The following is a 12,850-nucleotide window of genomic DNA, read 5'->3' as shown; positions in this document are numbered from 1 at the left end:
GTCGCCCGTTCGGAGGCGCCCCGGGGCCCGTGCGAAGATTTGGGCGTGAGTGCCAACTTCAGCCCCACGGGCCAGCCGCAGACCGGTACCTACGACTCGGCCTTCCTCAAGGCCTGCCGGCGTGAGCCGGTGCCCCACACCCCGGTGTGGTTCATGCGCCAGGCCGGGCGCTCACTGCCCGAGTACCGCAAGGTGCGCGAGGGCATCGCGATGCTCGACTCCTGTATGCGGCCCGAGCTGGTCACGGAGATCACTCTGCAGCCCGTCCGCCGCCACGGCGTCGACGCCGCCATCTACTACAGCGACATCGTCGTCCCCCTCAAAGCCATCGGCATCGACCTCGACATCAAGCCCGGGGTCGGCCCGGTCATCGCGAACCCGATCCGCACCCGCGCCGACCTGGCGCAGCTGCGCGACCTGGAGCCCGGCGATGTCCCGTACGTCACCGAGGCCATCGGGATGCTCGTCCGCGAGCTGGGCGGCACCCCCCTCATCGGCTTCGCCGGCGCGCCGTTCACGCTCGCCAGCTACCTCGTTGAGGGCGGCCCCTCCCGCAACCACGAGCACACCAAGGCCCTGATGTACGGCGACCCGCAGCTGTGGGCCGACCTGCTCGACCGCCTCGCCGACATCACCGCCGCCTTCCTCAAGGTCCAGATCGCCGCCGGCGCCGGCGCGGTCCAGCTCTTCGACTCCTGGGTCGGCGCGCTCTCGCCGGCCGACTACCGCCGCTCCGTGATGCCGGCCTCCGCCAAGGTCTTCCGGTCCGTCGAGGGCCTCGGCGTGCCGCGCATCCACTTCGGCGTCGGCACCGGCGAACTCCTCGGTCTGCTGGGCGAGGCCGGCGCGGATGTCGTCGGCGTCGACTGGCGGGTGCCCCTGGACGAGGCGGCCCGCCGGGTCGGCCCCGGCAAGGCGCTCCAGGGCAACCTCGACCCCGCGGTCCTCTTCGCCCCGCGCGAGGCCGTCGAGACCAAGACCCGCGAGGTCCTCGACGCGGCCGCCGGCCTCGAAGGGCACATCTTCAACCTCGGCCACGGCGTCCTGCCGACCACCGACCCGGACGCGCTGACCCGCCTCGTCGAGTACGTCCACACGCGGACGGCCCGCTGAGTCCGGGCGGACGGCGGGAGTCCGGCGTCAGGCCCTGGAGAACCAGGGCCTGACCCACAGGACAGGGCCTAGCGTTCCAGTACGAGCGCCAGGCCCTGGCCCACGCCGATGCAGAGGGCGGCGAGGCCGGTGCCCGAGCCGAGGGCGGCGAGCTGGTGCGCGACCGCGCCCGCGAGGCGGGCTCCGGACGCGCCGAGGGGGTGCCCGATGGCGATGGCGCCGCCGCGCGGGTTCACCACGGACGGGTCGAGGTCCGGCCACTGGGCGACGCAGCCCAGCGCCTGGGCCGCGAAGGCCTCGTTGAGCTCGAAGGTCGCGAGATCGGCGAACCCGCGGCCGGACCGCTCCAGCGCCCGCCGCACCGCCTCCACCGGGCCCAGGCCGAAGAGCTGCGGCTCGACACCGGTCACCGCGCTCGTACGGATACGGGCCAACGGTTCGCGCCCCGTGGCCCGCAGGCCCTCCTCGTCCGCCAGCAGCAGGGCCGCCGCACCGTCGTTCAGCGGGGAGGAGTTGCCGGCGGTCACCGTCCCTCCGGCCGTACGGAACACCGGCTTCAGCCTGGACAGGGACTCCAGGGAGGAGCCCTCCCGGATCGTCTCGTCCCGCGTCAGGTCCACGCCCGGCAGCGGTACCACCTCGGCATCGTAGGCACCCTCCTGCCAGGCACGGACCGCCTTCTGATGGCTCGCCAGCGCGAAGACGTCCTGCTGCTCGCGGGTGATGCCATGCCGGTCGGCGACCAGCTCGGCGCCCTCGCCCAGCGCCACCGTCCACTCCGGGCGCATCCGCGGATTGACCATGCGCCAGCCCAGCGTCGACGAGAACATCTCCTGATGCCCCGCGGGGAAGGCCCGCTCGGGCTTGCGCAGCACATACGGCGCGCGGCTCATCGACTCCACCCCGCCCGCCACCGCGACGTGCGCATCGCCGAGCGCGAGGGCGCGGGCCACCTGGATGACCGCCTCCAGGCCGGACCCGCACAGCCGGTTCACGGTCACGCCGGGGACGGTCACCGGCAGTCCGGCCAGCAGCACCGCCATCCGCGCCACGTTCCGGTTGTCCTCGCCCGCGCCGTTCGCATCGCCGAAGCAGACATCGTCGATCCGCGCCGGATCGAGGCCGGGAGTGCGGTCCACCAAGGCCTTGAGCACATGGGCGGCGAGATCGTCCGGCCGCGCCTCAGCCAGTGCGCCGCCGTACTTGCCGACGGGGGTCCGTACCGCATCGACGATGTATACGTCCTGTACGCGTGGATCGCTCATCAGGCCCTTTCGCTGCGCTTGGCTTGCTTCCCACGTTGTCGTCCGCGGCGCCGTACCTTCCGTTCCGCCGTTGCGCCTGCGGCGGGCGTGGGTGGGTCGGGCGCGGGTCCGCTCCTCCGGACTTCGTCCTGCGGCGCGGCCCCTCCCGTGAGGGGGAGTGAAGACCCTCGGTGGGGGTGTACGCAAGTGGTCCGCTGCCCGATGTTGATCGCTTACGGCCACCCCCACCGGTCTCCTTCCACCCACCCACGGGAGGGGGCGGACCGCAGGACGGAGTCCGGAGGGGCGCACCCGCGACGTACAGCCCCGCGCAGCGGCAACGGCCCGCCGCAGGCGCCATGGCGAGAAACGCCAAAAAGCAAACGGGGCGCCGCGACGGGCGCAACGGCGAACCGGAAGGTACGGCGCCGCAGACGACAACGTGGGAAGCCAGCCAAGCGCAGCGGACGGGCGGACGGGTGAGAGAGTGGTCGCATGAACGCAGCGGACACCAGCACGGCGGCCCACGGTCCCGGCGGCATCGGCCACGTGGTCGTGATCGGTGGCGGTATCTCCGGGCTGGCGGCGGCGCACCGGCTGCTCGACGGCGGCGCCCGGGTGACCGTCCTGGAGGCTTCCGGCCGGCTCGGCGGCAAGTTGCGGGCGGGCGAGATCGCGGGCGTACCGGTCGACCTCGGTGCCGAATCGATGCTGGCCAGGCGGCCGGAGGCGGTGGAGCTGGCCCGCGCTGTGGGGCTCGGCGAACGGCTGCAGCCGCCCTCCACGGCTACCGCCAGGCTGTGGACCCGCGGGGCGCTGTGCCCGATGCCCAAGGGGCATGTCATGGGCGTCCCCGGGGATCTCGGTCCACTCGTGGCGTCCGGTGTGATCTCCCCGGAGGGGCTCGCCCGTATCGAGGAGGACGTGCGTCTGCCGCGCACCGAGGTCGGCGAGGACGTGGCCGTCGGCGAGTACGTGGCCCGGCGCATGGGCCGCGAGGTCGTCGACCGGCTCGTCGAGCCCCTGCTGGGCGGGGTGTACGCGGGCGACGCTTACCAGATCTCGATGCGCGCGGCCGTGCCCCAGCTGTTCGAGGCCGCGCGGAGCAGCCGTTCGCTGCTCGACGGCGTACGAGGCATCCAGTCGCGGGCCGCGGCCACGGTTCACCAGGCCGGGGCCGCGGCGACCGGCTCCGTCCAGGACAGCCCCGTCTTCATGGGGATCGCCGGCGGCATCGGGACGCTGCCGGGCGCGGTGGCCGATGCGGTACGCGCCAAGGGCGGCGAGATCCGTACCGGGACGCCCGTCGCCGCCGTACAGCGGACGGCCGATGGCTGGCGGATCGCCGTCGACGGGGCCGCGCTGACCGCGGACGCCGTGGTCCTCGCCACGCCCGCGCCCGCCACGGCCCGCCTCCTCGCCGCCGTCGGCAAGCCCGCCGCCGCCGAGCTCAGCACTGTCGAGTACGCGTCGATGGCGCTGGTCACGATGGCCTTCCGGCGCGCCGACATGGGACGCGCACGGCGGATCATCGGCAGCGGCTTCCTCGTACCGCCCGTCGACGGGCGCAAGATCAAGGCGTCCACCTTCGCCAGCAACAAGTGGGGCTGGATCGGTGCCGCCGACCCGGACCTGTTCGTGCTGCGCACCTCCCTCGGGCGCTACGGCGACGAGGAGGACCTGGAGCGCGAGGACGCCGAACTGGTCCGCCTCTCCCGTACGGACCTGCGCGAGGCGATGGGGCTGACCGCCGCCCCGGTCGCCACCGAGGTCACCCGCTGGTACGACGGGCTTCCCCAGTACCCCGTAGGGCACCTGGCGCGAGTGGCGCGTATCCGGGACGCCGTCGCGCAACTGCCCGGCCTCCGGGTGTGCGGTGCGCTCTACGAAGGTGTAGGCATCCCGGCGTGCATCGCCTCGGCCCACAGGGCCGCCGACGACATCCTCGGCACCCTGCGGCCGGGCACCCTCGCCGGCGAGCGAGAATGGACGGCATGACAGACGCTTCCACCCCCGCAGCCGCACCACAGAACGCCGCGGCCCCCGAGAAGGCCCCCCACGCCGGCAAGAAGGCCAAGGACCTCAACGAGGTCATCCGCTACACCCTCTGGTCGGTGTTCAAGCTGCGCGATGTCCTCCCCGAGGACCGCGGCGGCTACGCAGACGAGGTCGAGGAGCTGTTCACGCAGCTCGCCGCCAAGGACGTGGTGGTCCGCGGCACCTACGACGTGTCCGGTCTGCGCGCCGACGCCGATGTCATGATCTGGTGGCACTCGGCGAGCTCGGACGCTCTCCAGGAGGCGTACAACCTCTTCCGCCGCACCCGGCTGGGCCGCGCGCTGGAGCCGGTGTGGTCGAACATGGCGCTGCACCGCCCCGCCGAGTTCAACAAGTCGCACATCCCGGCCTTCCTCGCCGACGAGCGGCCGCGCGCGTACGTGAGCGTCTACCCCTTCGTGCGCTCCTACGAGTGGTACCTCCTCCCCGACGAGGACCGGCGCCGGATGCTCGCCGACCACGGCAAGATGGCCCGCGGCTTCCCGGACGTCCGGGCCAACACCGTGCCGTCGTTCTCGCTCGGCGACTACGAGTGGGTGCTCGCCTTCGAAGCCGATGAGCTCTACCGCATCGTCGACCTGATGCGGCACCTGCGCGGCTCCGAGGCGCGGATGCACGTCCGTGAGGAGATCCCGTTCTACACGGGGCGGCGCAAGCCGGTCTCCGAGCTGGTCGCCGGTCTGGCCTGACCCGGATGTGAGCCGAGGGCCGCCCTCCAGGAGCGGCCCTCGGTATCTGTTCGGTGTCTGTAGGGCCCTTACTTCCCCGGGCGGGCGTGCGGTGCCCGGGTCATCGCCTGGCCCGGCACCGGCTCCGGGCGCGGGGAGCAGTACACGCTGTGCGCCGGGACCTTGCCCTGCAGCAGGTAGGCCTCGGTGTAGGTGTTCACGCAGGCGTTCTCGCCGAAGGCGATGCCGTGCGTCCCCGCGCCCTTCTCGGTGACCAGCGACGAGCCCGGGAACCGCCGCTGCAGCTCCAGCGCGCCCTCGTACGGCGTCGCCGCGTCCCGCTCGGCCGCCAGCAGCAGCACCGGCGGCAGCGCCCCGGGCTCGGTGCGGACGTCCAGCGGACCGTGCTGCCCGTGGAGCACCCCGTCGAGCTCGGACGCGGCGGCGCTCACGGCGGCGTCGGCCAGCTCCTGTGCCGTCTTGTGGTCCGCCCGGTGCAGCGCGGCGTCGATGCCGTCCGCCGACGTCTCCGTCTCCGACGCGCGCGGCCAGAAGGCGCAGGGCAGGTTCATCCAGGCGTTGTCCCAGGTCTCGAACGGCGCGATCCGCGCCACCTGGGTGTTGTCCCGGTCCCAGGTCTCCCAGGAGCGCGGCCAGCGCGCGTCATTGCACTCCACGGCCGTGTAGACGGCGTTGGTGTTCTCCTCGTCCTTGGCGGTCTGGGTCTGCGGCATGGCCTGGGCGATCAGGGACCGGGGTTTGCCGTGCAGATAGTCCGAGAGGGCCTGGGCGCGCAGCGGCCAGAAGGAGTCGTTGTAGCCGGTCTTGAGGAACGCCGACTGCAACTGGCCGGGGCCGATCTTGCCGTTGAGCGGTTGGCGGCGGAGCTGGGCCGCGGCCTTGTCGTACGCCTGCTGGACGGCCTGCTTGGTTGTGCCGAGGCGGTAGGTGCCGTTGTGCTCGGCGACCCAGTGCAGCCAGTCGCCCCAGCGGTGCTCGAAGGCGATGTTCTGGTCGAGGTTGTTGCGGTACCAGATCTGCTGCGGCGAGGGGTTGACCACGCTGTCGAAGACCATCCTCCGGACATGGCCGGGGAAGAGCGTCGCATACACCGCGCCGAAGTACGTCCCGTACGAGGCGCCCATGAACGTCAGCTTCCGCTCACCGAGGGCGGCCCGCAGCATGTCCAGGTCGCGGGCGTTGTTCACGGAGTTGTAGAACGGCAGGTCCGCCCCGGCATGGCGGGCACAGCCGCGGGCGTACGCCTTCGCCTCGGCTACCTTCTTCCGCTTGAACGCCGCGTCCGGGTGCATCCAGCTGTCGGTGGGCGCCTTGGCGAACTCCTTGGGGTCCTGGCACGACAGCGGCGCCGAGCGGCCGACGCCGCGCGGTGCGTAGCCGACGAAGTCGTAGACGCGGGCCAGCTTGCGCCACTTGGGGAGCGCGCTGTAGAGCGGGAACTCCATGCTGGAGGCGCCCGGCCCGCCGGGGTTGAAGACCAGCGCGCCCTGCCGCTCGCCGTGTGCACTGGCGCGGATCCGGCTGACCGTGAGGGTGATCTTCTTGCCTTCGGGACGCGCGTAGTCCAGGGGAACGGCGAGCGTGCCGCACTCGACGGACGGCGGCAGATGCTCCGCCGTCGCGCAGCGGCCGAACTCGATACGGTGCGCAACGGGCGCGGGCGGCGCCAGGCGCGCGGGGAGCGTCCCCGTGGCGCTGCCCGCCGGGGCCGTGGCGAGGGCGGTCACCATCAGCGACCCGACGGTGCCGTACAACGCAAGTGCTCTCACTGGCCGTCCCTTCGTGTCTGCATACAAAAGGGATAGTTGAGGTGCCGATTGGCGTTGTAAAGCACCGGATGCCGGTGTCGGAGGCTATGCCCCGGAAGAGTGGAGCGCGGCGCGGAGGGAGGGGGCGCTGAGGGCAGCGGGGCCGTGGTGGGCCGGCGTGGCGAGAGAGGCGGGAGTGGCGGCGGAGTCCGGGGAGCCGGGGGAGGCGCGCCTCTGCCGGGCAGTTGGCGGGCGCCCGAGAAGGTGGCGCGGTCGCTTGTGAAGGCGGAGCTTTCACCCCCGTATGAAGAGGTGCCGCACGGCTCGTGCCAGACGGGTCGCGGGGCGCGCCGACGGCGGTCGTGGACCCGCGCGATCCCGCCACCAGCGGGTCAACTCCCGCCGTGCGGCGCGCCCTTCGGGACGGCCCTGGGCCAGCAGATGCGCGGCGAAGTCCAGGGCGTCCTGCCGGTACCCGCCGCCCATCGGCCGGTGTTCCGCATAGTCGGCGAAGGCCGTGCGGTAGTCCGCGCCGAGGATCTCCGGGAGCTCGGGCGCCACCTTGGCGACGACCGCGGCCCGCTTGGCCGTGAGCGCCCGGCTCTGCACCCGCAGGCGGACCGGGTCGAAGCCCTCGGGGGCCGGTGTGCCGGCGACCAGCGCGGACAGCAGCGCGGTCTGTGCCAGGGCCAGGCGCCGGCGCGCCGCGTCCGTGCCGGGACCGGGATCAAGCCGCCCGGACATGGCGGGCCTCCTTCAGCACCGTGCGGATCGCGTCGAGTTCCGCCGCCAGCTCCCCGCCCTCCGGGAAGTTTTCGTCGCGCTCCAGCAGCACACCGGGCGGGGTGGTCCGGGCACACAGCTCGGCGAGTACGTCCAGCACCGGCCGGGTCACCGGGTGGGCATGGCTGTCGTGCCACACCCCGTCCCGCTCCACCCCGCCCGCGACATGGACGTACGCGATCGCCTCCAGCGGCAGCTCGTCGAGCGCGACGGCCGGGTCCTCACCCCGGTTGACATGGTTCGTGTGGAGGTTGGCGACATCGATGAGCAGCCGCACCCCGGTCCGCTCCACCAGCTCGGACAGGAACTGGCCCTCGGTCAGCTCCTCGCCCGGCCAGCTGATCAGGGCGGCGATGTTCTCCAGGGCCAGCGGCACCGGCAGCGCGTCCTGGGCGATCCGGACGTTCTCGCAGAGTACGTCCAGGGCGTCACGGGTGCGCGGTACCGGCAGCAGATGCCCGGCCTCCATCACGGGAGAGGCGGTGAGCGGCCCGCCGGCCCGGACGAACGCGAGGTGCTCGCTGACCAGTGGCGCGCCCAGCACCTCGGCGCGCTCGGCGAGGGCTGCCAGCCGGCCGGCGTCCGGACGGTCCGCCCCGCCGAGGCCGAGCGAGACCCCGTGCGGAACGACGGTCGTGCCCCGCTCGCGCAGCTGCCGGACGCCGTACGGCAGATGGCCCGGGCAGATGTTCTCCGCCACCACCTCGACCCAGTCCACCGCCGGCAGTTCCGCGATCTCCGCGGCGATCTCCGGCCGCCAGCCGATGCCCGTTCCCAGGTGCTCCATGGCTCCTCCCCTCTGGCTTCGGCGCTCCATGCCTCCCCCTTCCGCTCCCCACGCTGTCGAGGCGATCGATCGACCGCGTACGGGGGTACTCCTGCCGCCTCACGGAGCGCCGAACCCCGCACCGGCCGAGTTCAGAGGTTGATTTGAGGGTGGGCGACGGGAGCTTGATGCGCGCCGGCCCGCGCCGGTCACCCCCGTATCCGCCCGGGCGGCAGCGCCCTCCGCAGCGCGGGGTGATCCGCGACGACGGTGGCCGAGCCTGGCCGGATCTCCGTGAACCCCGCGTCGCGCACCACGGGCAGCCCGCTGCCGGTCAGCGCCTCCCACTGCGCGGGCTCCGCGGACCGTACGGCCAGTGCGAACCCCGACGCGCGCCAGGCCGCCCGCTCCTCCTCGGGCAGCTGCCACCACGCCAGCTGCGCTCCATGGCCGGCCTGCGCCATCTCCTTGCCCGCCGACATCTCCAGCGCCGGGTTGAGCCACAGCACCGGCACCCCGTCGGCGGGCGGACCGGGCGGCTGCGGATCGTCCAGCTCCGTGCCCGACACCTGAAGCCGCGCCAGGTCCTTCGGCCAGCCGTCCAGGGGCACGGGCGGATAGACCCGCACCTCGGCGCCGCTACCGTGGACCGTGATCCCCGGCAGCGCCTCGGCCCGCCGCCACTCCGCGCCGCGCGCCCGCCGCACGACCTTGCGTATACGGGCGTCCTGCCACTTCCGCACGGCCTCGGCCCACTCGCCGTCACCGGCCGCCCGCTCGTCCGACAGCAGCACCAGCACCGCCCGCGCGGCCGTCTCCAGCGCGTCCGTCCGCGCCGGGAGCGCGGTCCGCTCCAGCCGCGCGACCAGCGGCAGCACGAACTGCGGCGCCGCGTCCCGGCCGGTCACTTCCTGCTCGAAAGGGCTCTCTTCCGGCGGGACTTCCCGCTGGGGCGGGCCGTCGAAGCTGTTGCCGGGCCGCTGCCCGGCGGTCTTGGTGCTGGTCACGTGTTCAAGTCTGCCAGCCTCCGCTGACAGCCCCCACTGACAGCCCCCACTGACAGCCCCCACTGACAGCCTCCGCTGACCGGCTCACCGACAGCGCCCGCTGCCCGACGCACCCCCCCCAACCGGTGCCGCACAGGAGTTCCGGCTACCGTCGGGGACGGCGCCACGGCGGGGGAACGCCGGAATCGCCGGATTCACCGGGAACACCGGACAGCGCCTGAGAGCGCCGGGGACACCGGCGGGGGAGTGGAGGTGTCGGCAGGTATGAGGCTGGACGGGGTAGGGCGGCGCTACGGGGTGCGCGGGCCCTGGGTGCTGCGGGACGTACGGCTCGACGTGCCCGCGGGCGCGCTGCTGCGCGTCGAGGGGACCAACGGCAGCGGGAAGTCCACCCTGTTGCGGCTGTGCGCGGGCATCGACCGCCCCAGTACCGGCCGCATCACCGGCCGGCCGCGCAGCGCGTACGTCCCCGAACGGTTCCCGGCCACCCTGCCGTTCACCGCCGTCGGCTACCTCACCCACCTGGGACGCATCCACGGTCTGCGCGGACCCGAGGCGGCTCGCCGTGCCTCCGAGTGGCTCGACCGCTTCGGAGCCGCCGGGCACGCCCGTACCCGGCTCGCCGAGCTGTCCAAGGGGACGAGCCAGAAGGTCGCGGTCGCCCAGGCCCTGCTCGCCGGACCCGAACTCCTCGTCCTGGACGAGGCCTGGACCGGCCTGGACCACGGTGCCCGCGCGGTGCTCGACGAGGTGGTCGCCGAGCGGGTGGCGGCCGGCGGCGCCGTCGTGTTCGTCGATCACGACCCGCAGCGGCTGGCCGGTGCGGCCGACGCCCGGTACCGGGTCGTGGACGGGCGGCTGCTCGCTCAGGAGGACAGCGGGCCGGCGGCCGAAACGGCGGTCGTGACCGGCCCCCGTGTGGTCATCGAGGCCGAGCCCGCGCCCGGAGGTGCGCCTCTCACGACCGCGGGCGGGCCGGGGCTGCCGGGCGCGCCGGGTGGAGCGGAGGGGCTGCCCGGGCGACCGGAGATCACCTGGGGGCCGGACGGTACGACCCGGCTGACGGTTCCCGCCGTCCACTCCGACGCCCTGCTGCGCGCCCTGCTCACCGCCCGTCCGCCCTGGCACATCCGGGCGGTCACCCCGGTACCACCCCGCGCCCCTGCCGAGCACCACGCTGTTCCGGCTCCTCACACCCTTGCCGAGCACCGCGCTGCTCCGGCCCCTCACACCCCTGCCGAGCACCAAGGTGCTCCCGACCCCGATGAGGCCCCGCACCCGTGATCGCTCTCCTCCGCTACCAGGCGGCGCTGCTGGCCGGCTCGCACCGCTGGCTGCCGCCGGTCATCTTCTACGCCGCCTTCCTGGCCATCGGTGTCCAGAGCGGCGGCCCCATCCTCGACGCGTTCGGCTGGGCCGCCGGCGGCCTGCTGCCGGTCGCCGTCTGGCTCACCCGGGTATGCGTCACCAACGAGCCGCCGGCCGCCCGCGCCTGCGCCGCGGCCGCCGCCGGCCCCGGCCGGGTCCACTTCTCCTGCGTCCTGACCGCGACCGGCGCCGGACTGCTGCTCGCGCTCCTCGGGATGGCGGTGGTCCTGCTGATGTCCGACCCGCGCTCCGCCGATCACCAGGTCCACGTCCCGGTCCTCCCGGCGGCCGGCGCCGGGCTCCTCGCCGCGCTCGCCTGTGTGCTCATGGGCACGGCGATCGGCGCCCTGTGCAACTGGCCCGTGCTGCGCAGCCCCGGCTGGGGCATCCCGACCGGCCTGACCGCCGCCCTGCTCCTGCTCGTGCTCGGCGCCTCCCCGGCCAACGCCGCCGTCACGGGCCTGGTCACCGGCTCCGCCCACGGCACCATCAGCACCCCCTGGCTGCCGCTCGCCGCCACCGTGCTGATCGCCGCCGCCGCCACGGCCGTCGCCTGCGGGCTCAGCTCACGCCGCACCTGACCCGGACAGGACTCGGTGTGAACTGTCAGCAGGGACGGAGAGTGGACTCAGTGATGCCAGGGGCCGCGCACCGCGAACGTGGTCCCCGGGGTGTAGCAGTTGACATACATCGTCCGGTGATCGGGGGAGAAGGTCACACCGGCGAATTCGCCCCACTCCGGCTTCTTCCCCGTCCCAATGTTCTGCCGGCCGCGCGCCATCGGATAGACCTTCCCGTGCCGGGTGAGGCCGAAGACATGCTGGGCGCCGTCACCGTCCTCGCAGACCATCAGGCCGCCGCTGGGCGCGAGACAGATGTTGTCGGGGGACTCGCCGGGCAGCTGGAGGTCGGTGCCGGGGCCGAAGACCACGACCTGGGTGAGCCGCTGCCGCCGGGGGTCGTACCGCCAGACCTGCCCGTAGTGGTCGGCCGCCGAGCCGTCGCCCCGGTGCGCGAAGCTGGAGACGAAGTACACGCACGAGCCGCCCCAGTAGCAGCCCTCCAGCTTCTGGGCGTGGGTGATGCCCCCGGGGCCGAAGTCCTGGAAGCGGATGGGCGTGCGGCGGGCGAGCGGGTCGGGGACGTCCACCCACGCGACGTGGTCGAAGGCGGTCCCGGGCGCCTGGACGGTGGACAGGTCGGGCACACCGGGGACCCGTAGCGCCTGGAGGCGGCCACCTGCCCGGAGCGAACCCCGGCCGCCCCTGGGCTTGTTCGGCAGAAAGCGGTAGAACAGGCCGAACGGCTTCTCGAACGCGTCCTCGGTCTCGTAGACGATGCCGGTCCCGGGGTCCACCGCGATCGCCTCGTGCTGGAACCGGCCCATCGCGGTCAGCGGTACCGCGCCGGTCCGGAGCGGGTCGTACGGATCGACCTCGAAGATGAAGCCGTGGTCCTTGGTGTAGTTCTCGTCACCGGCCCGTAGCTCGGTCTCTTCGCAGGTCAGCCAGGTGTTCCACGGGGTGGGGCCGCCCGCGCAGTTGGTGGAGGTGCCGGCGATGGCGACCCGTTCGGAGCGCACTGTGTCGTCCCCGTCCAGTTCCAGGACGGTACAGCCGCCCTCGCCACCGGGGTCGTAGGTCAGACCGGGCACCCGGGGGACGGCGGAGCGGGAGTCCGTACGGTTCTCGTGGTTCCGGACGAGGCAGGTGCCGTGGGACCGGTGTCCGGGAGGACCGGGGAAGGCCGCCATGCCGTCGCAGTTGCTGGGCACCTTGCCCTCCCCGGAGTGGAGCGGGTCGCCCTCCTTCGACAGGACCCGATACCGGAAGCCTTTGGGCAGGTCGAGCAGACCGCCGGGGTCGGGGACCAGCGGGCCGTAGCCTTCCCGCCCCATGCCCTGGGTGGTCGCGCTCCCCGCGAAGATCTCCGTGACGTTGCCGGAGAAGACGAGGGACGCCCCCAACGCGCCGGTTGTGGCCAGGATCTGACGTCGTGTCGCAGACATGGGCTGCTCCCCGTTGGCGGGCAGGTGACGTGACCCGCCTGTGGTACCACGCGCACGACTCGTCGG

At 73.3% G+C, this 12,850-nt stretch carries 9 protein-coding genes and 1 pseudogene; 5 read left to right on the top strand and 5 right to left on the bottom strand.

The genetic code is table 11. The features are described 5' to 3' along the window. Window positions 1-45: 45 nt before the first annotated feature. A complete protein-coding gene (hemE, locus tag ACFY12_RS20320) occupies window positions 46-1,113 on the top strand; it encodes a uroporphyrinogen decarboxylase (RefSeq protein ID WP_390717194.1) in 1,068 nt (355 codons plus the stop codon). A 68-nt stretch (window positions 1,114-1,181) separates the two neighbouring features. Here hemE and ACFY12_RS20315 read toward each other — a convergent pair whose 3' ends face one another. Continuing rightward, the gene (locus ACFY12_RS20315; RefSeq protein ID WP_390717193.1) at window positions 1,182-2,378 is read right to left on the bottom strand and encodes a thiolase family protein; all 1,197 of its coding nucleotides are present in this window, start codon (window positions 2,376-2,378) and stop codon (window positions 1,182-1,184) included. Between the two features lie 474 nt (window positions 2,379-2,852). Between ACFY12_RS20315 and hemG the strand changes: the two genes are divergently transcribed. Both hemG and hemQ read left to right on the top strand, forming a co-directional pair. Beyond that, window positions 2,853-4,355, top strand: coding sequence for a protoporphyrinogen oxidase (hemG, locus tag ACFY12_RS20310; protein WP_390717192.1), 1,503 nt, complete (start codon window positions 2,853-2,855; stop codon window positions 4,353-4,355). Next, the gene (hemQ, locus tag ACFY12_RS20305; protein WP_390717191.1) at window positions 4,352-5,104 is read left to right on the top strand and encodes a hydrogen peroxide-dependent heme synthase; all 753 of its coding nucleotides are present in this window, start codon (window positions 4,352-4,354) and stop codon (window positions 5,102-5,104) included. Before hemG ends, hemQ begins: the two co-directional genes overlap by 4 nt. Before the next feature lie 68 nt (window positions 5,105-5,172). Here hemQ and ACFY12_RS20300 read toward each other — a convergent pair whose 3' ends face one another. The 3 genes and pseudogenes from ACFY12_RS20300 to ACFY12_RS20290 form a co-directional block, all read right to left on the bottom strand. Beyond that, on the bottom strand, window positions 5,173-6,834 hold the full coding sequence (locus tag ACFY12_RS20300) for an alpha/beta hydrolase (RefSeq protein ID WP_390717340.1): 1,662 nt from the start codon (window positions 6,832-6,834) through the stop codon (window positions 5,173-5,175). 312 nt (window positions 6,835-7,146) lie between these two features. Beyond that, window positions 7,147-8,422, bottom strand: a pseudogene (locus ACFY12_RS20295) (DUF692 domain-containing protein). Between the two features lie 188 nt (window positions 8,423-8,610). Continuing rightward, on the bottom strand, window positions 8,611-9,408 hold the full coding sequence (locus ACFY12_RS20290; protein ID WP_390717190.1) for a peptidyl-tRNA hydrolase: 798 nt from the start codon (window positions 9,406-9,408) through the stop codon (window positions 8,611-8,613). 264 nt (window positions 9,409-9,672) lie between these two features. On the opposite strand from ACFY12_RS20290, the gene ACFY12_RS20285 reads away from it, so the two are divergent. Both ACFY12_RS20285 and ACFY12_RS20280 read left to right on the top strand, forming a co-directional pair. After that, the gene (locus ACFY12_RS20285; protein ID WP_390717189.1) at window positions 9,673-10,692 is read left to right on the top strand and encodes an ATP-binding cassette domain-containing protein; all 1,020 of its coding nucleotides are present in this window, start codon (window positions 9,673-9,675) and stop codon (window positions 10,690-10,692) included. Beyond that, complete coding sequence (locus ACFY12_RS20280) at window positions 10,689-11,357, top strand: ABC transporter (protein WP_390717188.1); 669 nt, start codon at window positions 10,689-10,691, stop codon at window positions 11,355-11,357. The genes ACFY12_RS20285 and ACFY12_RS20280 overlap by 4 nt, the downstream gene beginning before the upstream one ends. A gap of 47 nt (window positions 11,358-11,404) precedes the next feature. Here ACFY12_RS20280 and ACFY12_RS20275 read toward each other — a convergent pair whose 3' ends face one another. Next, window positions 11,405-12,784, bottom strand: coding sequence for an alkaline phosphatase PhoX (locus ACFY12_RS20275; RefSeq protein WP_390717187.1), 1,380 nt, complete (start codon window positions 12,782-12,784; stop codon window positions 11,405-11,407). Window positions 12,785-12,850: the final 66 nt, after the last annotated feature.

This window comes from Streptomyces sp. NPDC001339, from assembly GCF_042895955.1.
In the GTDB taxonomy this organism is placed as follows: Bacteria; Actinomycetota; Actinomycetes; order Streptomycetales; family Streptomycetaceae; genus Streptomyces.
This window is presented reverse-complemented; position numbering and strand designations above follow the sequence as displayed.